This window comes from Sphingomonas sp., assembly GCF_019635455.1.
Classification (GTDB): Bacteria; Pseudomonadota; Alphaproteobacteria; order Sphingomonadales; family Sphingomonadaceae; genus Sphingomonas.
Window position 1 is genome coordinate 125,028 of sequence record NZ_JAHBZJ010000006.1, and the last position, 20,628, is coordinate 145,655.

Annotated in this window: 16 protein-coding genes; 12 read left to right on the forward strand and 4 right to left on the reverse strand. The window is 67.9% G+C overall.

The features are described 5' to 3' along the window. Positions 1-30: 30 nt before the first annotated feature. The 9 genes from KF783_RS09490 to KF783_RS09530 all read left to right on the forward strand — a co-directional run bounded on the left by KF783_RS09490 (position 31) and on the right by KF783_RS09530 (position 12,602). Entirely contained in the window at positions 31-1,458 is a 1,428-nt protein-coding gene (locus KF783_RS09490) for a trypsin-like peptidase domain-containing protein (RefSeq protein ID WP_294078547.1), read from the forward strand. After that, on the forward strand, positions 1,458-2,264 hold the full coding sequence (locus KF783_RS09495; protein WP_294078548.1) for a response regulator transcription factor: 807 nt from the start codon (positions 1,458-1,460) through the stop codon (positions 2,262-2,264). The genes KF783_RS09490 and KF783_RS09495 overlap by 1 nt, the downstream gene beginning before the upstream one ends. Positions 2,265-2,268: 4 nt before the next feature. Further along, a complete protein-coding gene (locus tag KF783_RS09500; protein WP_294078550.1) occupies positions 2,269-3,660 on the forward strand; it encodes a HAMP domain-containing sensor histidine kinase in 1,392 nt (463 codons plus the stop codon). Positions 3,661-3,680: 20 nt separating this feature from the next. After that, entirely contained in the window at positions 3,681-5,060 is a 1,380-nt protein-coding gene (locus KF783_RS09505; protein ID WP_294078553.1) for a trypsin-like peptidase domain-containing protein, read from the forward strand. A 313-nt stretch (positions 5,061-5,373) separates the two neighbouring features. Further along, positions 5,374-6,045: a hypothetical protein gene (locus KF783_RS09510; RefSeq protein WP_294078554.1), complete on the forward strand. Its 672-nt coding sequence runs from the start codon at positions 5,374-5,376 to the stop codon at positions 6,043-6,045. A gap of 351 nt (positions 6,046-6,396) precedes the next feature. Continuing rightward, positions 6,397-8,160: a CHAT domain-containing protein gene (locus KF783_RS09515; protein ID WP_294078557.1), complete on the forward strand. Its 1,764-nt coding sequence runs from the start codon at positions 6,397-6,399 to the stop codon at positions 8,158-8,160. A gap of 79 nt (positions 8,161-8,239) precedes the next feature. Beyond that, positions 8,240-9,355 carry a tetratricopeptide repeat protein gene (locus tag KF783_RS09520; protein ID WP_294078559.1) on the forward strand — a complete coding sequence of 372 codons (1,116 nt, stop codon included), beginning with the start codon at positions 8,240-8,242 and terminating at the stop codon, positions 9,353-9,355. 130 nt (positions 9,356-9,485) lie between these two features. Then, on the forward strand, positions 9,486-10,184 hold the full coding sequence (locus KF783_RS09525) for a hypothetical protein (protein ID WP_294078561.1): 699 nt from the start codon (positions 9,486-9,488) through the stop codon (positions 10,182-10,184). A gap of 18 nt (positions 10,185-10,202) precedes the next feature. Beyond that, complete coding sequence (locus KF783_RS09530) at positions 10,203-12,602, forward strand: caspase family protein (RefSeq protein WP_294078562.1); 2,400 nt, start codon at positions 10,203-10,205, stop codon at positions 12,600-12,602. Positions 12,603-12,620: 18 nt separating this feature from the next. Here the strand turns inward: KF783_RS09530 and KF783_RS09535 are convergent, their stop codons facing one another. Beyond that, positions 12,621-14,111 (reverse strand): glycerol-3-phosphate dehydrogenase, encoded by a 1,491-nt coding sequence (locus tag KF783_RS09535; RefSeq protein WP_294078564.1) that lies wholly within the window; start codon positions 14,109-14,111, stop codon positions 12,621-12,623. 194 nt (positions 14,112-14,305) lie between these two features. On the opposite strand from KF783_RS09535, the gene KF783_RS09540 reads away from it, so the two are divergent. Genes KF783_RS09540 through KF783_RS09550 form a run of 3 tightly spaced genes read left to right on the forward strand, consistent with a single transcriptional unit; the run spans position 14,306 to position 17,506 of the window. Then, positions 14,306-15,682 carry an acyclic terpene utilization AtuA family protein gene (locus tag KF783_RS09540; RefSeq protein WP_294078566.1) on the forward strand — a complete coding sequence of 459 codons (1,377 nt, stop codon included), beginning with the start codon at positions 14,306-14,308 and terminating at the stop codon, positions 15,680-15,682. Between the two features lie 10 nt (positions 15,683-15,692). Next, entirely contained in the window at positions 15,693-16,499 is an 807-nt protein-coding gene (locus tag KF783_RS09545) for a lipocalin-like domain-containing protein (protein ID WP_294078568.1), read from the forward strand. Beyond that, the gene (locus tag KF783_RS09550; RefSeq protein WP_294078570.1) at positions 16,496-17,506 is read left to right on the forward strand and encodes an NADP-dependent oxidoreductase; all 1,011 of its coding nucleotides are present in this window, start codon (positions 16,496-16,498) and stop codon (positions 17,504-17,506) included. Before KF783_RS09545 ends, KF783_RS09550 begins: the two co-directional genes overlap by 4 nt. Positions 17,507-17,571: 65 nt before the next feature. Here KF783_RS09550 and KF783_RS09555 read toward each other — a convergent pair whose 3' ends face one another. From KF783_RS09555 to KF783_RS09565, 3 genes are read right to left on the reverse strand one after another with little or no spacing between them, the layout of a single operon-like run. After that, on the reverse strand, positions 17,572-18,924 hold the full coding sequence (locus tag KF783_RS09555; RefSeq protein ID WP_294078572.1) for an MFS transporter: 1,353 nt from the start codon (positions 18,922-18,924) through the stop codon (positions 17,572-17,574). Beyond that, positions 18,918-19,787 (reverse strand): SDR family NAD(P)-dependent oxidoreductase, encoded by an 870-nt coding sequence (locus tag KF783_RS09560; RefSeq protein WP_294078573.1) that lies wholly within the window; start codon positions 19,785-19,787, stop codon positions 18,918-18,920. The genes KF783_RS09555 and KF783_RS09560 overlap by 7 nt, the downstream gene beginning before the upstream one ends. Continuing rightward, on the reverse strand, positions 19,787-20,587 hold the full coding sequence (locus KF783_RS09565; RefSeq protein WP_294078575.1) for an acetoacetate decarboxylase family protein: 801 nt from the start codon (positions 20,585-20,587) through the stop codon (positions 19,787-19,789). Before KF783_RS09565 ends, KF783_RS09560 begins: the two co-directional genes overlap by 1 nt. Between the last annotated feature and the right edge of the window lie 41 nt (positions 20,588-20,628).

The window sequence follows — 20,628 nt, forward strand, 5'->3', positions numbered from 1 at the left end:
ATCGGGTCTTAGTCTTTACCCGGATTATCCATGACTTCCACAACATCCGCAAATCTGATGCGCCGGACGCTCGGCTGGTTTCTGGCGTCGGCGCTGTGCCTGGGCATCGCGCTTCCTTCGACCGCGCGGGCATCGGCGATGTCGCCCGTCGCGATCGCACAGGCCGCCGCGCCGGCACAGACCGGCATCGAACGGGCGATGAAGGCGGTCGTCGCGATCAGCCCCCAGGACGAAGCGGCCCGCAAGCGCAACGGCGACAGCGAAGCGGCGGGCGGCTCCGGCTTCGTCATCGACGCGTCGGGCCTGATCCTCACCAACGCGCATGTCGTCGCGAAGCTCGACACGGTCGAGGTCGCGTTCGCCGATGGGCGCAAGTACAAGGGACGGGTGCTTGGCCGTGACGGCCGGACCGATCTCGCCGTCGTCAAGATCGATGCGGAGGGGCCGCTGCCGGTGGTGCGCTTCGTCAAATCGTCACGGCTGCCGCTCGGCACACGCGTCTATGCGCTCGGCAATCCGCTGGGAAATCGCTTTTCGGTCAGCGCGGGCATCGTCAGCGGCTATGATCGTTCCTACGACGTTGCGTGGCCCGTGAATTTCATCCAGCATGATGCCGCACTGAATCCCGGAAACAGTGGGGGGCCGCTGATCACGGAGGATGGGGAAGTGATCGGTATCAACACGGCGACTCCGCCCGAGACGATTTTCGACATCGGCATCGGCCTCGCGATTCCGGCCGAACTGGCCGAGAAGATCGCGGCCAAGCTGGTCGCCGACGGCAAGGTGGTGCGCGGCCGGCTCGGCGTCACCGCCAGCAGCGCGGATGCCGGTATGGCCGAAGCGCTGGGCGCGCCGGGCCAGAGCGGCCTGATCATCGACGCCGTCGGCAAGGGTGGTGCCGCCGAGCGGGCGGGCGTCCGCATCGGTGACCTGCTGCTCTCGGTCGAGGGGCGCAAGCTGGAGGTCGTTCGCGACCTGTCCATGGCGCTGATCGACACCGTGCCGGGCGAAAAGGTCAAGGTGAAGATCGTCCGCGATGGCAAGCCGGTCGAATTGTCGGTTGCGCTGGAAGCCGATGAGGATACGGCGGGCGAACGCGGCAAGGTCGCCGCATTGTCCATGTCCGACGGCATCGCCCCGGACGGGGGCTTCACACTCGGTTTCGAACTCAAGGCTGGCGCCCCCGGCAAGGTGATGGTGGGCAAGGTAGAGGAGGCTTCGATCGGCCAGATGTACGGACTTTACGAAGGCGATGAATTGCTCGCCGTCGATGGCGCCCCGGTTCGCGACGCGGCCGCGGCGATGACGGCGATCACCGGGTCCAAGCGCGATGTGGCGGTGCTGCGCATCCAGCGCGCCGGGCAGGGAACGCTCCATGTCGCGCTGCCGCTGAGCGCGCAGGCCGCGAAGGCCCGCCGCCCCGGCGTGCCGCGCCGCTTCCCGCGGGGGCCGCTCTGATGGCCGCGCTGAACCTGGACGCGGAAGCCGCGCAGAACATCGCCGACACCTTCGCCGGATGCCGCGCGCTGATCCTGGAGGACGAGATCGGTGCCGAGATGAAGGCGGCGCTGGAAGATGCCGGATGCGAGAGCGTCGATCTGTTCGAAACCGGCGATGCCGCGCTCGAAGCGATGGTCGATGCCGCCTATGACGTCGTCGTCCTCGACCGCATCAATCCGGGGATCGAGGGGCTTGAGGTGCTCGACCGCATCCGCCGCCGTCCCAACGGACTGAAGACCGATCCCGACGTGCCGGCGCTGGTTTATTCGCTGCTCGGCGGGGAGGACCAGCGGATCCACGGGCTGATCGCGCGCGGCGCCGACGATTATGTTCCCAAGCCGGCGACGAGCGAGGAACTGGTCGCGCGGGTGGCGGCGCAGCTGCGCCGTCGCAAGCCGACGATGCGGTCGAAGGGGTGGACCTGCGCGCCGATCGAGGTCGATGCGGATACCAAGGAAGTCCGCTGCAATGGCCGGCTGCTCCAGCTGACCAGCCGCGAGGCGGACATCCTGGTCGAACTCTATCGCGAGCGGGGCAATCCGCTGTCGCAATCGATGCTGTGGGACCGGTGCTGGATCGGCAAGGGGTGGAGCCACTTCCCCGAGGAATTCGCCAACACCGTCGATCAGGCGATCAAGCGGTTGCGCAAGTCGCTGAAGCGGCAATGCCCCGACATTCCCGACGAATATCATCCGCTGGTGACCAACATCTGGGCGCAGGGGTTCGCGCTGCGCAATCTCGCCGGGATGGAGGGCGCGCGCTGAGCTGATGCTGCGCTGGCTTCCGCTTCGCACGACGCTGGTGATCGGCGCGCTTGCCGCCGTCGCGCTGGCCGGGCTGACGCTCGGCCTGTTGCAGATGGTGGCGGGCAACGCCCGGGACCTCGCGCTGGTGCGTTCGCAGGCGGACGCGGCGGTGTTGTCGAGCAAGATCGCGAGCCTGCCACCGGGCTATTCGGTCGAGGAGCGCGAGGCGGAGGTGCTGACGATGATCGCCGCGCGCGCGCTGCAAGCAACCGATGGCGGGCGCTGTGACAGCGGCGAGCGGACCCGCGCCCTGTTCCTCTATCGCATGGCCGATGGGACGACGCGTGGCACCCCCCGGCTGGTCTGGCCCGGCGGCAGCGGCGAGGTCCGGTTTTCGGTGCCGGCCGGCGTGGCCTGTCAGCATGCGAGGGCGACGGCGGTCGGGGTGATCGAGGATCTGGGCGGAGGGCGCAGCTTCCTCAGCGCGCGTATCTACAGTCCCGACCCGCGCCTGGTCACGCGCGCCTATCTGCTCGCGGGCGGGGTGGCGATCGCGTTCCTCGCGCTGGCGAGCCTGCTTGCCTGGGCGCTGATGCGGGGCTGGCGCACCCGGCTCGACCGGTTCAACGCGCTGCTCGACCGGGCGGACCGCTCCGGCTTCTCCGAGCGCGCGGAGGAGGATGATGACCAGCCCGAATTCCGGTCGCTCGCCCGTCATCTCAATGCGTTGCTTGCCCGCTCGGAGGACATGATCGGCGGCATGCGGCGGCTGCATCGCCACGTCGCGCACGATCTGCGCGGGCCGGTAATGGTGGCGCGTCGGCATCTTGAGGCGCTGGGCGCGAAGGCGCCGGGCGAGCCGCTGATCGGAGAAACCGATGCGAAGCTGGTCACCGTCGACAAACGGTGCCGGATGCTGCTCGGCATCATCGACGCGGAGGTGTCGCGGGGTGCGGGAACCGACATCGTCGATCCCGCCGCGCGCGTGCGCCAGCTGATCGACGACATGTTCGTCTATCTGGGCGACGACAAGGATCTCGATTTCGATCTGGACGCGCAGCAGGGGCAGGTGCGGGTGCCGGGCGACCTGTTCGACCGAATGATCGAGAACATCCTTGGCAATGCGGTGAAGTTTGCGACGCCCGAAACGATGGTGCGCTGTCGCGTCGAACGCGACGGCGACGAGATGCGGATCACCGTCGAGAATGACGGGCCGGGGATCGAGCCGAGCAAGATCGACCGGATTTTCGAACCGGGCTATTCGAGCGGTGGCGCGGACAGCCACGGGCTGGGCCTCGCATTCGTCAAGACGGTGTCGCTGCGTGCGGGCGGAAATGTCCAGGCATCGAACATCGCACACGGGTTTCGCATTGCGATTTCGTTGCCGGCGGTAAAGGAAGAGGCAAGGGCATGAATCGGGGAAAGGGTTACATGATGTCGAAGGTTCGTTCGCTGCTGGGCGGCGTCGCCGCAGTGGCGCTGATTGCCACGTCGGTGCCGATCGCGACCGCGTCGGCGCAGACCGCCCCGGTTCCCTATGACACGCAGCGCGGCGTCTATTCCTATGCCCGCGACCTGCGCGCGGTGGCGCCGGCGGTGGTGAAGGTGATCGTGCTCGGCCAGAAGGGCGCGAGCAGCGGCGACGATGACGATGATTCGCCGCGTCAGCAGGCGCCCGCCCAGGGCAAGCCGGAGCCGATCGGCAGCGGGTCGGGCGTCATCATCGACGCGGCGAAGGGCGAGATTCTGACCAACAACCATGTCGTCGAAAAGGCGCAGGCGTTGCAGGTCCAGCTTTATGACGGACGCGTGGTCGATGCGACGCTGGTCGGTCGCGATCCGCAGACCGACATCGCGCTGATCCGGATCAAGCCGGGCGGGTTGCAGGCGATCCAGGTCGGTGACAGCGGCAATATCCAGGTCGGCGATCTGGCCTTTGCGATCGGCTATCCCTTCGGGTTCGACCAGACGCTGACGATGGGCATCATCTCGGGCCTGGGGCGGACCGGGATCGGCGACGGATTCCAGGACTTCATCCAGACCGACGCAGCGGTGAACAGCGGCAATTCCGGCGGCGCGCTGATCGACAGTCGCGGCCGCCTGATCGGTATCAACACCGCGATCTGGTCGAAATCGGGCGACAATGCCGGCATCGCCTTTGCGATTCCCGTCAACATGGCGATGGCGATCGTCGATCAGCTGCGCCGCAACGGCACTGTCAAGCGCGGACGCATCGGCGTCACCGTCGGCCCGGTGAGCCGCGAGGCGGCCGGGGGCGGATCGACGCGCGGCGCGATGGTGTCGGAAGTGCAGGCCGACAGCCCGGCGGCGCGTGCCGGCCTGCGCGCCGGCGACGTGATCGTCGAGGCGGATGGCCGCACCATCGAGGGGCCGGGCAACCTCACCGCGATCCTGGGCGTGCTCGAACCGGGCAAGACCGTGGCGCTCAGCTATCGCCGCGGCGGCCAGACCGCCCGGACCACGGTGACGGTCGAGGCGCCGCGCCCGGTGCAGGTCCAGCGCCCGACCACCGGCAGCGGTCAGGGCCTGGGCGCGCTCGGGGCCACGTTCCGCGACGTGAACGCGGGCGATCGCCTGCCCGCGCAGGTGCGCGGCGCGGTGGTCGCGTCGGTGCAGCCGGGGTCGCCGGCTTCGCGCTCGGGCTTGCAGACCGGCGATGTCGTCGTTGGCGTCAATGGCGAACAGGTGCGCAGCGCGGCCGAGTTCGCCCGCGCGCTTCAGAACATCGCCGGCGGCGCGGTGCTGTTCGTCGCGCGGGGCAACAGCCTGGTCCAGCTGCGACTCGAGCGCTGACCGCCACGAGCGGGCGGGTTTAGTCGATTCGCGAGACTGGCAAGATGACGTGAAGATGTAACAAGGTTACATTTAGGCGCGTCTGTCGCCAGCGACTCGGCTTCGCCGTCCCATAAACCGCTCTTTTCGGGCGCCGATTCGGGTTCGGAACACCAAATCGGTCTGGAATTGAGGACTGAAACTGTTAGTGTCGCGGCGGCGGGGGCCACACTACAGAAGAACCTGCCTGATCGAGGGATCAGTAACGAAGGTCTGCTTGGGAGCAGGACCTGAGAGTGAGGAGACGTAGGTAATGGTTAAGTTCAACAACAAGATGGCGCTGGCTCTGCTCGCTGCGAGCGTTCTGGCCTCGCCGTCGATCGCGCAGGACAAGAAGGGCACGAACCTTGGCGACAAGGAAGTGGCCGCCACCGACAGCTCGAAGGCCGTCGATACGCTGACGCTCGGATATCGCCTGGCCGATTACGCCCGCACCACCAAGGATGCGCGCGCGATGATCGTTGCCGCCAAGATGATCGATTCGATCACCGTCAAGGAAGGCACCGACAAGGGCAAGATCGAAGGCACCGGCAAGGGTACCGGCACCGCGAAGACCGCGACTGCCGCCGACCTGTTCGCCGAGGCCAAGCAGCTCGCCGCGGGTGACCCGGACGTCATCGCGGCGGTCGACGAAGCGCAGGCCGGTGGCGCCAAGGGCGTTGTCGGCGGTGCGATCCGTACCGTCCAGTACGTCCCGAGCGCGACGACCTGGACCGTCCGCTTCGCTGCGCGCGGCGGTGAGCCGCTGGTCGTCGGCGCCCGCCGCGACTCGGCGACCCCGGTGGACATGAAGGTCTATGACGAGAACGGCAACCTGGTCTGCCAGGACATGTCGCACAACGTCACCCTGTACTGCCGCGTCAACCCGATCTGGACTGGCCCGTTCTCGGTTCAGCTGATCAACCATGGCGATTACGGCACCGGCATGGCGCTGGTGACCAACTAAGCCAGAGAACCGACCGCCCCGGACGTCATCGGCGTCCGGGGCGGCGGCTTTTTCGCTGGATCGCGCACGACGCGATCGCGAAAGCAGGAGTGGGCGCATGAACCGGACCGCGATGATCCGATCGTTCCTGCCGCTGAACGCGGCGCTCCCCCCTTGCACCCCCTGCCGCCGCGCGGGACAGGCGCGGTCCCGATATCAGCGACGGCCAGGCGGCGGAAACCGAACGCGTTCGCGCGGTTTCCACGATCGCGCGCGGCGGTCGCTCTCGATCCAGACGATCAATCATCGCGACACCGGCACCGGCATCAAGTTGGTGACGAACTAATCGAACGACGAAACGGAGGCGGCTCGGTGGTATCGAAATTCAAGCAATTGGTGGCGTTGCCGTTGCTCGCCGGCCTGCTGACCGCGCAGACCACGCCCGATATCAAGATCGAGCCGGTTCCCTCCCCCGAAGTGCTGCGATCCGAAGCGTTCGTCGCCGCGCAATATGCGCTGATCTCGGGCGCGGCCGCCGCGCTCGACCGGGTGACGGCGCGCTACGCGGCGGGGTCGGGCGGCCTCGCCGTGCTGGAGCAGGAGCGTGACAAGAAGCTCGCCGAGATCGAGGCGGTCGATCGTCAGTTCAGCGCGCTGATCGAACGCGGCAGCGCCGTGCCGGAGGAGGAGCGCCGTACGCTCACCCAGCGCCGCGCCGCGCTGCGCGACGAGGTGACCGCGATCGAAGCGAAGATCCAGAAGGATTTTCCGCAATATTTCGACCTTACGCGCCCCAAGGCGCTGGACATCGCGCAGGTGCAGAAGCTGCTCAACCCCGATGAGGCGATGGTGATGATCCTCGTCTCCGACGATGCGAGCTACACCTGGGCGATCACCCGCGAAAAGGCGAGCTGGTCACGGTCGGAAGCGATGAAGGAAGAGGCGCTCGCCGCCAAGGTGAAGGCGCTTCGGGCCAGCATGCAGGTCGATGGCGCGCGGGGCAGCGCACGCCAGCCGCCCCGCGCCGCCGGAGCGACCGGCCCCGCGCCGGGCGAGCAGGTGTTCGATCGCAAGGTCGCCTATGAAATCTACAAGGAACTGCTCGCGCCGTCCGAGGCGGTATTGGCGGGCAAGAAGGTGCTGCTGACCAACGTCACCGGGCCGCTGACCTCGCTCCCGCTGTCGCTGCTGCTCACCGCGCCGCCGCAGGGGAGCGACACCGATGCGGTGGCGGTCGCGACCAGCGCGTGGCTGATCGACAAATATGCGCTCGCCGAACTGCCGTCGGTCTCTTCGCTCCGTTCGCTGCGCTGTCTTCTCATCGCCAATCCGGCGGATGCGCATCCCGGTTGCGACGTGAAAGCGGCGTCGGCGAGCTATGCCCAGGCAAAGGCCGGCAGCGTGGCGCTCGCCGCCTATGGTGCGCCGACGCTCGCGGGCAAGTTCACGACCGCCGACAAGGATCGCTCGGTCACGCCGGATCTGGCCGGCAGCATGTATGACGGCAAGCTCGCCAATACCGAGAAGCTGCGCGCGCTCGCCTATCTGCCGCAGGCCGCGGCCGAGCTGAAGAGCCTTGGCGCGACCTTTGGCGACAAGGCGCAGGTGGTGCTGGGCGATGCCGCGACCGAAACCGCGGTCAAGCAGAGCAAGGTCATCCCGGCTGCGCGGTTCGTGGTCTTTTCGACCCATGGCCTGCTCGCCACCGAAGTGGGCGACAATGCCGAACCCGGCCTTGTCTTCACCCCGCCAAAGACGGCGACGCCGCTCGACGACGGGCTGCTGACCGCGTCGGAGGTCGCGCAGCTCAACCTGCGCGCCGATCTGGTCGCGCTGTCGGCCTGCAATACCGCCGCGTCGAGCGGCAAGCCGGGTGCGGAGGGCCTGTCGGGTCTGGCGCGCGCGTTCATCTTCGCGGGTGCGCGCTCGCTGATGGTTAGCCACTGGGCGGTCAGCGACGAGGCGACCTCGCTGCTGATGCGCGAGACGTTCCAGCATATCGAAAGGGGCGATGTCGCCGGTCGCGCGCGGGCGTTGCAGGCGGCGATGAAGACCGTGCGCGAGGCCGGATCGGGCCAGTTCGTCAGTCCGAAATTCTGGGCCGCCTTCTCGCTGGTCGGCGATCCGGGGAAGTGACGTGAGGCGGGGGGCGCCTGGTCGATCCCTCGCCGCGCTGAACCGCGCGTTCGCATATTGCCCTGGCGCCTGGGCGGCCGTGCTCGTCCTCGCCAGTGCCGGCACCGCCGCCGCGGCCGAGCGCGCGCCGATTCCCGCCGACGCCTCCGCCGCGCTGGAAGGCGGCGATGCGGCCGGTGCGCTGGCGCTGGCGCAGGCGGCGGCGGAGCGCTGCACCGCGAGCGCGCGCGAACGTGACGCCTGTTTCGACATCTGGGAATTCGTCGCGCAGGCGGGATTGGCCGCCGATCGCGCGGACGTGGCGGAGATCGGCGCCCGCCGCGCGATCGCGCTTGTCGCGCCGGACAGTGAGGACGGCATCGGTGCCGCCGTGGTCCTCGCCAGCGTGTTGCAGGCACGGGGCCGATATGCCGATGCCGAACCGCTGTTGCGCGCCGCCCTTGCAACCGCGATCGGCGTCGAGGGGGCGGGCGGCGCCGGCGCGGCGATCATCTCCGCGCGGCTGGCGGCGGGGCTGATCGCGACCGGCAACTGGGACGAGGCCGAACGGCTCGCGCGGCGGGCGGTGGCGGTGCTGTCCGCCATGCCGCAGGTGCCGCCCGAATTGCTGGCCGGGGTGCTGGTCCAGCATGGGCTGGCGCTGGCGATGCTCGATCGCCATGCCGAGGCCGAACCGGTGCTCCGCCGCGCGCTGACGATGACCGACTCGGCGGGACTGGGCGGCACGAAGGAGCTTGCCAACGCCACGCTTGCGCTGGGCATCGGGCTGATGGGGCAGGCACGTTATGCCGATGCTGCGGCGATGCTCGCCCGCGCGGTCGATCTGTGCGAACGTCAATTCGGCAAGACGCATTTCGAGACGCGCAAGGCGCTGGTCGCACTGGGCCTTGCCCAGCAACAGCTGGGTGCGACCGCCGAGGCGGAGCGGACGCTGCGCCGCGCGGTCGCCCTGCACGCGGTGACCGGTATCTGGGACAATGTCGAGGCGATCACGGCGGCGGCCGCCGCCGGCGACCTGATCGCGGAACACGACCCGCGCGGGGCGCGCATCTATTTCGCGCGCGCGACGCTTGGTATCCGGCAGCGGATCGACGGCGCCCGCGACTATGGGCCGGCCGCGCAGGCGGAACTGCGGATGTTCGGCCCGATCTTTCAGCGGCAGGTGAGGGTCGCATGGCTATCCCAGGCGCGATGACGGCCGCAGCGGCGAACCGGGATCCCGCGCCCTGTCTGTCAGGGAATGACAGTGGATCGCGGTTGCCCGCGATGGCAGGGTTGCCGGACTGGTTTGAACCGAGAAGAATTCGATCGATCCCATGCGATTCATGAAATCCCTATTCGCCCTGATCCTCGCCACCGCGCTCCTTGCCGTTCCGTCGGGGACGGTCGTCGCGCGTGGGAATGAGACGCCGTCCGCCGATGCGTCGGCCACCGATGCCATGATCGAGCGCGCGGAGCTGGTCCGCGACCTGATCGCGCGCGCGCGCGCCGATCGCGACGTGCCGATGATGCTGGTCGCCGCGCGCATGTTGCGCGAGGGCGATTTCGTGCTCGTCCCGGCGGAGAACGCGCCGCTGGTGCTGGGCCGTGCGCGCAAGGGGGAGGAACTGCCGGTCACCGAACCCGCCGCGCTGCTGGTCGAGGCGAAGGGCTGGGCCAAGGGCGATCCCGATCAGCTCGCGGCGGTCGATGAGGCGCTGGCGGAGGCATCGCGCGGGATCATCCCCGCCGCCATCGTCTACACCCACGACCTGCCGGCCGAACGGACGCTGACGATGCGCGCGCGTGCCGAGGGCGGGCGCATCGCGCTGGTCCGCGTGCGCGGCGATGGTGACGCGGCGCTCGAACTCTCGGTGACCGACAGCAACGGACGCGTCGCCTGTACCGACCGGCCGACCGACGCCGTGGCGATCGCCCGCCGCGACCTGCTCTGTCGCTGGACACCGAACCGGACCGAGGAATATCGTATCGTTCTGAAAAACCGGGGGCGGGTGTGGACCCGCGCGATCCTGGTATCGAACTGACCCGCAGGGAGATTATGCGTGTTCAAGCGGCTGCTGCTTTCGATCATCACCATCGCCATGACCGTTTCCGCCGTGCCGCAGCCGTTGCTCGCGGCCGGCGCCGCGCCGACGCCGGTTCCGGCGCCGGAGGCGAAGGGCCGGATCCGCGCGGTGATCGTGGCGGTCGCTGCCTATAAGGAGGGGATCGCAAGCCCGCTGCTCGGCACCTATAACGACGCGATGCTGATCGCCGAAACGCTGATGCGATCGGGCGCGAAGCGCGACGACCTCACCATTCTCGCCGACAAGCCCAGTCCGGAGCTGCTCGCCTCGAAGGGGAATCCCCGGCTGGTGTCCACCGAGATCAAGGCCGATGCGATCGCGACCCGCGACAATATCCTCGGCGCGTTGAAAAAGGCGGCCCAGGATACCAGGCCGGGCGACGAGGTGTTGCTCAGCTTCTCCGGCCATGGGGTACAGCAGGTCGAGGCGGTGGCGGGTTCCGAACCCGACGGGCTGGACGAGGTGTTCCTGCCCTATGACACCGGCCCACCCGACGCGAACTTCACCAAGGTGCAGAATGCGGTGATCGACGATGAGATCGGCGCCGCGATCGATGCGATCCGGTCCAAGGGGGGCAATGTCACCTATATTGCCGATTTCTGCCATTCGGGCGATTCGAGCCGCGGTACCGAGGGCGCTGCGGCAGTCGAGCCGATCGAGGCGAGGCTGAAACTGCCCCCGGCTAAATATGCGTCGCTGACGTCAGCCGGGTTTATCCGCGACCTGTCGGGCGAAACGCAAAAGGGTCGCGCGGGCTGGGGCGCCTATGTCGGGATGATGGCGGCGCCATCGCCCACCCAGGCGCGGCAGGCGATGGCCCCCAAATCGGCCGACCGGTCCGAACAGATGTCGCATGGCCTTTTGAGCGTCTATGCGATGGCGAACTGGAACAATCCGCGCGTCGTCACCTATCGCGATCTCGCCAACCGCATCACCGCGGGAACGGACATGTATCCCGGCGCGCCGCGACCCGAATTCGATGGCGACGTCGATCGCCCGTTGATGGGTGGCCTGATCAAGGCGTCGGCGGGCGGTGGCAGCTGGGCGGTGTACAAGCCGGTCACGATCGACGGAAAGATCGACCAGCTTCAGATGACGGCGGGGCAGTTGCAGGGCGTCGTACCCGGCACGATCGTCCGCCTGGCGATCCCCGGACCCCAGGGGGACAAGACCGTGCTGTTCGGCCGCGTGGACAAGGCGGACGCGAACACCGCGATCCTGGTGCCGGTCAGCTTTGGCGACATTCCGGCCGAGCGCTGGGCCGACGCGCGCGTGTCCGATCCGTCGATGACGCGCGAGATGCGCCTGATCGCGACGATCGAGCAGCAACCGGTCCAGCTCGACTATCGCGTCGCATTGCCCAGGGTGCCGTCGGCACCGACCCCGGCACAAAAGGCCGCGCTCGCCGCGTTGGCGGCGCTCAAGCCGGCGGATATCGGTGCGACATTGGTGCCGGCCGGGCAGGATGCCGACCTGATCCTGAAATTCGAACCGGAGGACAAGATGTCGCTGCGCCAGCCCCCGGGCATGGTGACTGCCTCGTTCGGCGATATCGATCTGGGCGCGGTCATGGCGGCGGGCGGCAACGATCCCGAACTCGCCATGCGGCTGCGCGTGATCGGCCCCGCGCTGATGAAGGTCGCGCGGTTCAGCCGGCTGAAGAAGGTCCTCGCCAATCCCGGCCTCGCGACCTCGACCGAAGACGGTGAGGATCCGGCAAAGGCGCTGAAGGTCGAATTCTATGTGGCGCGGCCCAAGCCGGTCGCGGCGGATGCGGCATGCCCGGATACGAGTGCGGACTTCTATGCGGTCGCCAAGGACGCCACGAAGATCGGCGGCGACGGCAGCGAACAGGGCAGCTTCACCTTCCAGCGGTGCGACTGGCTGTTCGTGAAGTTCACCAACACCGGCAAGGCCGATCTGTACGTCAATCCACTGATCTTCTCGCCCGATGGCGGCATCCTTCTGTTCGATGGCCGGGACGATCGTGCCGGCATCAAGCAGGACAATCCGACCCGCCTGCGCGCGGGTGAGACGGGCGTGCTGCAATACAGCCTGAGCGACGCCGAGCAGGGCGCCAGCCTGAAGGACGATCTGGTGGTGCTCGTCAGCGACGTCACCGACGGCGTGCCGGCAAGCTATGCACGCCTGGTCCAATGCCCCGTCGTTCCGGGGCCGGAGGATGGTGAGGCCTGCATGAAGGAGGCGGGGGTTTCGCTCGCCAGCACCCGGCTGCGCAGCGGCGGTGCCGGCGGCACCTCGGTCGAGGATCTGATCGACTCCGCGCTGATCGGGTCGGCAACGCGTGGCGGGATTTCGAAGAAGCCGACGGCGGTCAGCGCGCTGCGCTATAGCTGGCGGACGCAGGAACGCTGATCCCGCGCGTCGCCCGGCTTACCCGGCCGGGCGCGCCACCTCCAGATAGGTGGCGAGCGCGGCGCGTTCGTCGGCGCTGAACCGCAGGCCCAGCTTGCTGCGCCGCCACAGAATGTCGTCCGCCGTCCGCGCCCATTCGCGCGCGACCATGTGATCGACCTCGCGCGCGGTCAGGCCATGGCCGAAATGCTGGCCCAGGTCGTCGAGCGATTGCGCGTCGCCCAATATCCTCCACGCCGTCGTGCCATGGGCCGGGACGATCCGCGCCAGCCATTCGGGTTGGAGAAATGGATAGCGCGCCGCCAGATCGGCATGGAGCGCGGCGACCCCCAGCTTCGGAAAATCGCCGCCCGGCAGCGGCGCGCCCGCAGTCCAGTCGCCGCCATTCAGTGCGGGAACGAACGGCGCGAGCAGATCCACCGCCTCCCGCGCGAGATGGCGATAGGTGGTGATCTTGCCCCCGAACACAGAGAGGATCGGCGCGCCGCCACCCTCGCCATCGTCGAGATCGAAGCGATAGCCGCGCGTCGCGGCTTCGGGCTTGCCCGAGCCGTCATCGACCAGCGGGCGTACCCCCGAATAGCTCCAGACGACGTCCGACGGCGCGATCTGTGTCCGGAAATAACGGTTCGCGCCGTCGCACAGATAGCTGATCTCGTCCGGTGCCGCATGGACCAGGTCGAGATCGCCATGCTCGTCGCGGTCGGTGGTGCCGATCAGGGTGAAGTCACGCTCATAGGGAATCGCGAAGAAAATCCGTCCATCGGGCAATTGAAAGAAATAGGCATGGTCATGGTCGAACAGGCGCGGGACCACGATGTGCGATCCGCGTACCAGCCGCATCGCGCGATCGGTGGGTATCGCCGCGCGCGCGAGCAGGTCGAGCACGCGTGGTCCCGCCGCGTTGACGACCGCACGCGCGTGATGGGTTTCGTCCCCCGCCTCGATCCGCCAGCCATCGCCCAGGCGCGTCAGTCGCGTCGCCTCGCACCGGGTTCGCACGCTTGCCCCCCGGTCCGCGGCGTCGCGCGCGTTCAGCATCACCAGCCGCGCGTCATCCACCCAACAGTCCGAATAGGCATATCCGGTATGGAATTCGGGCTTGAGCGGCGCGCCGGCGGGATGGCGCGCCAGATCGATCGTGCGCGTCGGCGGCAGATCGCGTCGACCGCCGATATGGTCGTAGAGGAACAGGCCGGTACGCAGCAGCCAGCGGGGCCGCAGCCCGGGGCGATAGGGGAGCACGAACCGCATCGGGCGGATGATGTGCGGCGCGATGCCCCAGAGCCGTTCGCGCTCCTGTAGCGATTCACGAACCAGCGCGAATTCATAATGCTCCAGATAACGCAATCCGCCATGGATCAGCTTGGTCGAAGCCGACGATGTCCCCTGTGCAAGATCGCCGCGCTCGATCAGCAGAACATGCGCGCCGCGTCCGGCGGCGTCGCGCGCGATTCCCGCGCCGTTCACGCCGCCGCCGATCACCGCGATATCATAGGGGTCGCTCATGGCGCCCTCATCCCGCCTCGATCGTACAAGCGCAAGGGGGAAGGCGCGCGCCGCGACCGCCGTCTTCCCCCCTCGACTGGTTCGCGCTCGCGAACAGAGCGTGCATGCCAGACGGCTTATTCACGCGCGTGCGCTCCTTTAGGGTTCGGGTCGAATTCACGGGCCAGGAGGTCCGGAAGCGGGAGAGAGTTGCGATGACCCGAGCGGCGCCGGACCGGCAGGACGATCGCGTGGTCCGCATCGGCTGTGGATCAGGCTGGTGGGGCGATCCGATCGAACCGGCACGGCGGATCGCGGCGGAGGGCCGGCTCGACTATCTCTGTTTCGAAACCATGGCGGAGGTGACGATTTCCGCGGCGCAGGTGCGCAGGCGGCGCGATCCGGAGTTCGCCGGCTATGAAACGCATCTCGACGCGCGCGCGGAGGCGGTGCTCCCCGCCTGTATCGAGCAGGGGGTTCGCATCGTGTCCAACCAGGGCTGGATCAACCCGGTCGGCGCGGCCGAGCGTTATGCCGATCACGCCAGGCGGATCGGCGCGGCAGGCATCCGGATCGCGGCGGTCGAGGGGAGCCTGATCACCGACCGGATTCTGGATCTCGCGGATACGATCCTGGAAACCGGCGCCCCGCTGGCGGACCTTGCCGACGCGATCGTGTCGGCAGAGGTCTATCTGGGGGTGGCGGGCATATTGGAGGCGCTGGCGGGGGGCGCCCAGATCGTCGTCACCGGGCGCGTCGCCGACCCGTCGATCTTTGCCGCGCCGCTCATCCATGAATTCGGCTGGTCACTCGACGACTGGGACCGGCTGGGCCAGGCGCATGGCATCGGCCATCTTCTCGAATGCGGGACGCAGGTGACGGGCGGCTATTTCGCCGATCCCGGGTTCAAGGATGTACCGGCCCTGTGGGACCTGGGCTTGCCGATCGCCGAGGTTTCGGCGGACGGAACGGCGATCCTGTCGAAGCTGGACGGCACCGGCGGCGCGATCGATCTGCGCACCGTGAAGGAACAGATGCTCTATGAGGTGTTCGATCCCGCCGCCTACATCACGCCCGACGTGGTGGTGGATTTCACCACGGTCGAGCTTGCGACGGCCGGTCCCGACCGCGTGCGCGTCGCCGGAATTTCCGGGCATCCGCGCCCCGATATGCTGAAAGCCTCGATCGGCTGTCTGGAGGGGTTCGTCGGGGAGGACTGGTTCTATCACGCCGGCCCCGGGGCGATCGACCGGGCGATGCTGGGGGTGGATGTGTTGCGACATCGGCTGGCGGCGGCGGGGATGTCGGCATTCAGCGTCGATCTGCTGGGCGTCAACGCGCTGCATCGCGCCGCGACGCCGGCGGACGTGCCGACACCCCATGAGATCGGCATCCGCGTCACCGCGCACGGGGCCACGCGGGAGGACGCGGAGAAGATCGCGCGCGCGGTCGATGGCATGGCCGTTTCCGGTGTGGGGATGACCGGCAAGCGTCTGCCCGGAAGCGATCGCGTGCGTGAGGTGGTCGGCGTGTGGTCCGCATTGGTCCCGCGCGCGGCGGTTCCGCCCCGCGTTCACTGGGTGGAGGTTTGAGCCGATGCGATTGACGACACTCCGCCGGATCGCGCATGTCCGATCGGGGGACAAGGGCAATGCCGCGTCCCTTTCGGTCATCGCCTATGCGCCCGAATTCTACCCGTTGCTGATCGAGCAGGTGACCGCCGCGCGCGTTGCGGAGCGGCTGGGCGCGGCGGCGACCGGGCCGGTCACATGCTATCGCGTCGATGCGATCGAGGCGCTCAATTTCAGGATCGACGGCGTGCTGGGCGGTGGCGTGTCGCGCAACCGGCTGCTCGACGTCTATGGCAAATCGCTCTGTACGGCGATGCTCGACCTGCCGGTGTTCGTGCCGACGGCGCTGACGCCGTTGCTGGCGGGACCGGGGGACGCGCCCGCATTGCTCGCCGGGTCGTGGGAACTGGTGGCCTATCGGCGGCGACAGCATGGCGAAACGCTGTTCCCCTTTGGCCCGGATGCGCGCGGGTGGATCAGCTATACCGGTGAGGGGCGGATGTCGGCGACGCTGTGCGAACGCGCGCGCCCGCCGATGCGCAAGCCGGTGGATGCGCGCTGGAACGGCGATCGCGACGAACTGGCTGCCGCCGCGGCGAGCTACCTTGCCTATACCGGCACCTATGTCGTGCATGAGGATCGCGTCGAACATCTGGTCGAGGCATGTTCCTATCCGAACTGGATCGGCACGACGCTGACCCGCTGGTTCGACTGGGTGGAGCAGGATGGCGACATGCTGCTGCGGCTCGTTACCGCGCCGCCGGAGCGGGACGACGCGCGCGAACTGGTCAGCGAATTGCTGTGGCGGCGCTGGCAGCAACCCGGGGGAGGGGCATGACCGTCAATCGCCAGTTCGTGCTGATGGCGCGCCCCAGGGGAATGCCGGTCGAAAGCGACTTCGCGCTGCGCGACATGCCGGCACCCGAACCGTGCGAGGGCGAATTCCTGATCCGCAACCATTATGCCTCGATCGACCCGGCGATGCGAAACTGGCTCGACGATGTCGAAAGCTACTATCCGCCGGTCCGGATCGGCGATGCGATGCGCGCCGGCACGGTGGGACAGGTCGTGGCCAGCCGCAATGCGGCGTTCCCGGTGGGCGCATGGGTAAAGGGCGTCAACGCGATCGAACGCTATTCGGTCGGGCGGGCGGGGGACGCGAACCGGCTGATCGATCCCGATCTGGCCGGGTCGATGCGCGACTATATCTCGGTCGTCGGCGGGGCCAGCCTGACCGCCTATTTCGGCGTGCATCGCATCCTGATGCCGCAGGCGGGGGAGACGTTGCTGGTCAGTTCCGCCGCCGGCGGCGTCGGCGCCGTCGCGTGCCAGTTGGGCCGGCTGGCCGGCGCGCGGGTGATCGGCATTGCCGGGGGCGTCGAAAAATGCCGGCGACTGGTCGATGAACTCGGGATCGACCATGCGATCGATCATCGCGGCAGGGACGAAAACGACCTGGCGGCGGAAATCCGGCGGGTGGCGCCCGGCGGGCTGGACATGGTGTTCGAGAATGTGGGCGGGGACCCGCTCGATGCGGCGTTGCGCAATCTGGCAAAGGGCGCACGGATCGCGCTGTGCGGCCTCATTTCCGAATATAACCGTCCCCGGCGGGGCGCACGCAACCTGATGGAGCTGGTGTTCGCCTCCGCGACGATGCGCGGCTTTGTGATGCTCGATTATGCCGAGGCGATTCCCGATGCGACGCGCGCTCTGTTCGCCCATGCCCGTTCCGGCGAAATCCGCTTCGCGGAGCATGTCGAGGAGGGGATCGACCGGGCCTTCGCGACGCTGATGATGCTGTTCAAGGGCGGCAATCGCGGCAAGCTGATCCTCAAGATCGCCTGACCGCGCCGCCGCCGCGCCGCGCACCCGAAAGGCGCGCAACGCGGCGGCCGACTGGACTGGACCCGTCAGGCCGAAAGGCGCTCCACCTCGCGGCGATAGTCCGGCAGCGCGATCGCGAGCATGGCCAGGATCAGCGGCAGCGTGACCGCGCCGGTGATCGCGATCGAATAGCGGAGCGCGGACTGATCGCCGAACCCGAATTCGGTGATCGCCGCGATCACCGCAGCGCCAAGCCCCATGCCGAGCAGGTTGACGATCAGCAGCGCGATCGCGGTGACCTGGCCGCGCAGCTGATTGGGCGTCACATCCTGAAGCGCGGCGAGCATGACGCCTTGCGACGCCTGTCCGATCAACGTGCCGATTCCCATCAGAACGAGCGAGAGCGTCATATTGGGCATCAGCGGCGCCAGGATCAGCGGCAGCCCCTTGAGCACGGTCGAGACGAGCACGATTCGCATGTTCGCGTCGCTGCGCCCGGAACGCATCAGGCGCACCGACAGCCAGCCGCCGCACAGCGTGCCGATCGTGCCGCAGACCAGCATCACCGTGCCGTAGGACGCGCCGACCTGTGCCGGCGTCATGCCATAGGTGCGGATGAGAAAGGTGGGAAACCACAGCGACGTACCGATCGCCAGCAGCGCGATCAGCCCGAGCGAGCCGATCAGCGATCCGAACACCAGCTTGCGCTTCCACAGATAGGAGCCGGCGTCGCGCAGCGTCGCTTCCCTCGAAAGCTCCGCCGTCACGTCGCGGCGTTCGGGTTCGCGGATCAGCAGCATCAGCGCGGCGATCAACACCCCCGGTGCCGCGACGCACAGGAACACCGCCTGCCATGGCGCGAACTGGCCGATGCCGGGGATGTGCAGGCCCCCGGCGCGGGTGAACATGCCGAGCAGATAGCCGCCGATCAGCAGCGCGAGGCCCCCCCCGATCGGATAGCCGATCGCATAGAAGCTGATGGGCAGTGCGCGACGGGCGCGGTCGAAATAGTCGCTGATCAGCGAATAGGCCGTCGGGCTGAGCGTCGCCTCGCCCGCGCCCACCCCGATCCGCGCGATGAACAGCGCGACGAAACTGCCCGCAAAGCCGCAACTCGCGGTCATCAGCGACCAGAAGATCACGCCCCACATGATCAGCACCGATCGCCGCTTCGTGCGATCGACGAAGCGGCCGATCGGCAGCGCCGAGATCGAATACATGATCGAGAAGGCGAAGCCCTGAAGCAGGCCCATCTCGAAATCGCCAAGGCCCAAGTCGCGCTGGATCGGCCCGACCATCAGCGTCAGGACGCGCGCGTCGATGGCGCTGAAGCAATAGCCCACGAACAGGATTGCGACGACCAGCCAGGGATACAGGCCGCCGGTCGGCGTCCGGTCGGCGGCGCGCGGCGCCGTCGCGGCGACGGATCCGGTCACCATGCCGATGGCGGGTCAGCGCGGGCGATGATCTGTTCGTGGCGGGCGTTCAGCAATTGATCGTTCTCCGCACTGTCGGGCAGCATCCAGAACCGCCCTTCCGCCACGCAGTCAAGCGCGAAGGCGGCGACCTCTTCGGGTTCGGTCAGCTTGAGCTTGAGGCCGGTCGCGACGAGCAGATCGTCCATCGACTTGTAGGCGACGTTCCGCTGCGATTCATGTTCGACATAGTCGTCGGGCCGGACCGCGCCAGAGGCGAGGATGCCGGTATTGACGGTGTGCGGGCCTGGGAAGAGCAGGCCGGCCTTCAGCTTCCCGCCCTCGCGCAGCAATTGCTGGTGCAGCACTTCGGTGATGCTGGTCACCGCCGCCTTGGTCGCGGCATAGATCGGCGTGTTGGGCAGCGAGCGTAGCCCGCCATTGGTGGAGGAGGTGTTGATCACCATCCCCTCCTGCCCGGCGGCGAGCATGCGCGGCACATAGGCGGCGATGCCATGCACCACGCCCAGCACATTGACGTCGATGCCCCAGCGCCAGTCGCTGAGCGGAAGGTCCCAGATCTTGCGCTGCGATTCGCCCAGCCCGACGCCGGCATTGTTGAAGAGCAGGTGGACCGTCTCGAACGCATCGAACACCCGGTCCGCAGTCTCGCGGACCGACGCCTCCTTGGTGACGTCGCAGGCGAGCGCGAGCGTTCGGCCCGCGCCGAGTGCATCGATCTCCTCCCGCACCTGTTCCAGCCGCGCCGGATCGATATCCACGATCACGACATGCGCGCCGGCGCGGGCAAGGTCTGCGCACAGACACTTGCCGACCCCGCTCGCACCACCGGTCACGACGGCGACCTTGCCCGAGAAATCCTGCATCAGGCAGCCTGCTTCCGGCCGAGTTCGACGCCGATGTTGCGCGGATCGTCGAACCGGCCGACCCAGTGCGGCGCGATCCATTCGCCCGGCACGGTGCGCAGGATCTGGCCGCCGGTGCGCGTGCCGCCCTCGACATAGTTCATCGAGGTGAGCTTGCGCACCGGGATGTCCGCGAGCGGATCATAGGCCGAATCGCGCAGCGTGATCGTGCCGGTCATCGCGCGGCGATCGCTGTAGTTGCGTTCCCAGTTGAGGCGCGTGAGATAGACGTCGCCGTCGAACGCGCCGGGATCCTGGATCGCCACCAGCCCCTTGTAGCAGAACAGATGCTCCTCGAACTTGAGCGGCTGGTCGATGCTCTCGCCGATCGTCCCTTCGATCTCGAAATAGGGGATGCCGTGGCGGGTGCAGGTAGCGCGCAGACGATCGCCGTCGCGCTCGAAATGGGTCTGGGCGATCTTCTTCGGCTCGCCGAAACGCTCGCGGCCCGAAGTGACGACGCTTTCGCCCTCCATCGCCATGTGAAAGCAATAGGCGCCGGGCGCGCCTTCATGCGTGCAGGTCACGCCGACCGTCAACGCGCCGATCTCGACCGCGTCGGTTTCGGTGACGTGCATGGTCACATGCATCATCTGAAGCCAGATTTCCGGGCGCTCCACCGCTTCCAGCGGGCGCGGCAGCAAGGCGTCGATCACCTCGCGATCGGTTTCATAGGTGGCGCGGATGCCGTAAACCGAATTGCGCAGCATGCCCGCATCGCGCGATGCGGCGGGACCCTGGACGTAGCGAAGGCGTGTCATGGCATTCTCCTGACTTCGTGATTTGTGTCGGCCGGTCGGAC

Coding starts and splice junctions, on each gene's coding strand:
- KF783_RS09500 (WP_294078550.1), top strand. CDS start 2,269: ATGCTGCGCTGGCTTCCGCTTCGCACGACGCTGGTGATCGGCGCGCTT.
- KF783_RS09495 (WP_294078548.1), top strand. CDS start 1,458: ATGGCCGCGCTGAACCTGGACGCGGAAGCCGCGCAGAACATCGCCGAC.
- KF783_RS09560 (WP_294078573.1), bottom strand. CDS start 19,787: ATGCAGGATTTCTCGGGCAAGGTCGCCGTCGTGACCGGTGGTGCGAGC.
- KF783_RS09550 (WP_294078570.1), top strand. CDS start 16,496: ATGACCGTCAATCGCCAGTTCGTGCTGATGGCGCGCCCCAGGGGAATG.
- KF783_RS09535 (WP_294078564.1), bottom strand. CDS start 14,111: ATGAGCGACCCCTATGATATCGCGGTGATCGGCGGCGGCGTGAACGGC.
- KF783_RS09510 (WP_294078554.1), top strand. CDS start 5,374: ATGGCGCTGGCTCTGCTCGCTGCGAGCGTTCTGGCCTCGCCGTCGATC.
- KF783_RS09555 (WP_294078572.1), bottom strand. CDS start 18,924: ATGGTGACCGGATCCGTCGCCGCGACGGCGCCGCGCGCCGCCGACCGG.
- KF783_RS09540 (WP_294078566.1), top strand. CDS start 14,306: ATGACCCGAGCGGCGCCGGACCGGCAGGACGATCGCGTGGTCCGCATC.
- KF783_RS09565 (WP_294078575.1), bottom strand. CDS start 20,587: ATGACACGCCTTCGCTACGTCCAGGGTCCCGCCGCATCGCGCGATGCG.
- KF783_RS09525 (WP_294078561.1), top strand. CDS start 9,486: ATGAAATCCCTATTCGCCCTGATCCTCGCCACCGCGCTCCTTGCCGTT.
- KF783_RS09490 (WP_294078547.1), top strand. CDS start 31: ATGACTTCCACAACATCCGCAAATCTGATGCGCCGGACGCTCGGCTGG.
- KF783_RS09505 (WP_294078553.1), top strand. CDS start 3,681: ATGTCGAAGGTTCGTTCGCTGCTGGGCGGCGTCGCCGCAGTGGCGCTG.